The sequence below is a fragment of the Aquabacterium sp. genome (genome assembly GCF_049274795.1).
GTDB lineage: Bacteria > Pseudomonadota > Gammaproteobacteria > Burkholderiales > Burkholderiaceae_C > Aquabacterium.
The window spans coordinates 1-1,656 of record NZ_JBASTH010000085.1; the positions used below are offsets into that span (position 1 = coordinate 1).

At 54.8% G+C, this 1,656-nt stretch carries 2 protein-coding genes; both read left to right on the forward strand.

Features of this window, described 5'->3' with window-relative positions; translation table 11 throughout:
* Positions 1-460 (forward strand): PDDEXK nuclease domain-containing protein (locus tag WAQ08_RS13720; protein ID WP_422192168.1); only part of this gene is annotated, 460 nt, incomplete at its 5' end.
* Between the two features lie 106 nt (positions 461-566).
* A partial coding sequence (locus tag WAQ08_RS13725) for a restriction endonuclease subunit S (protein ID WP_422192169.1) occupies positions 567-1,656 on the forward strand: 1,090 nt, incomplete at its 3' end.

Sequence of the window (1,656 nt, forward strand, 5' to 3'; positions counted from 1 at the left end):
GCGCGAAGTCGAGCAGGCGCTGATTGATCACATCCAGCGCTTCCTGCTGGAATTGGGCGCGGGCTTCGCCTTTGTCGGGCGGCAGGTTCATCTTGAGTTTGCCAGCGCAGACTACTACCTCGACCTACTGTTTTACCACCTCAAACTGCGCTGTTATGTAGTAGTCGAACTCAAGGCCGTGCCGTTCGATCCGGGCTTTGTCGGCACCATGAACATGTACCTCTCGGCAGTGGATGACCTGCTGCGCCACCCCGACGACAAGCCGACCATCGGCCTGCTGCTGTGCCGCACCAAAAACAAGCTCGAAGCCGAATACGCACTGCGCGGATTCAATAAGCCCATCGGTGTCGCCGAGTGGGAAACCCAGATTGTGGATCGGTTGCCGGAAGAGCTGAGGGGAAGCTTGCCGACGGTGGAGGAGATTGAGGCGGAGTTGGCGCGGGATGGGGAGGCGAAATGAGGCGCATACAGACCCTGCGCGAAATTCACGTCGAGCTGGATAATCTCAACATCGAGGCCGTCACCCTGGCCGCGACCATCAAACGGAATTTTGAGGAGTTGGGGGTATGAAAGTTTGGCAGGTTCCACTAGAAAAAGTCGCGTCTTATATAAAAAGGGGTGTTGCTCCAAAGTATGTAGAAGATGACGGCATCTGCGTCTTAAATCAAAAATGCGTTCGCGAAGGTCGCGTTAACTTGGAACCGGCGCGCCTGACCGACAAGAACACTCGGCTTGCGCCTGACAAAGTCCTTCAGAATGGAGATATTCTCGTCAATTCGACAGGTACAGGAACTCTCGGACGCACGGCATATTTCCAATATATCGAAGAGTTTGAGCAAGCAGTGGTTGATACACATATAACAATTGTTCGCCCAGATACGACCATCGTAAACCCGAGATATTTGGCATATGAGTTACGGCAAAACGAACTAGCAATCGTAAACATGGCCCGAGGCGCCACCAATCAAGTTGAATTGTCGGCGAACGATTTAAGCCTACTCCTGGTGAGGATGCGGGATAGGCGTGAGCAAGACCGTATCGCCTCCATCCTCTCCGCCTACGACGACCTGATCGAAAACAACCGGCGGCGGATACAGCTGCTGGAACAGGCCGCACGGATGCTCTACAGGGAATGGTTCGTCCACCTCCGCTTCCCCGGCCACGAACACGTCAAAATCAAAAACGGCGTGCCGGAGGGGTGGGAGCGCGTGCCAACGCCAGAAGCAATCGAAGCCAATCCAAGTACACGACTGTCCGACGAACCGGAACACTGGACGGTCGAGATGGCCGACCTTCCGATAGACAGCATGGTGATCCAGCAGACCGTAAAGAGAGAAGGACGGTCCGGCAGCAAGTTCTGCAACGGCGATACGCTCTTTGCGCGCATCACGCCATGTCTTGAGAACGGAAAGACAGTGTTCGTTGACTTCATGGAAGAAGACGAAGTAGGGCGCGGCTCGACGGAGTTCATTGTGCTTCGATCCAAGCGAGTAACCCCGGAGTATGTCTACTGTCTTGCACGCACCTATGACTTCCGCGAAAACGCGATTAAGAGCATGGTCGGGTCGTCCGGGCGCCAACGGGTCCAAGAAAGCTGCTTTGAGAAGTTCTTGGTTCTAGTCCCACCGAGCACGCTACTGACCCTGTTTGCAGACT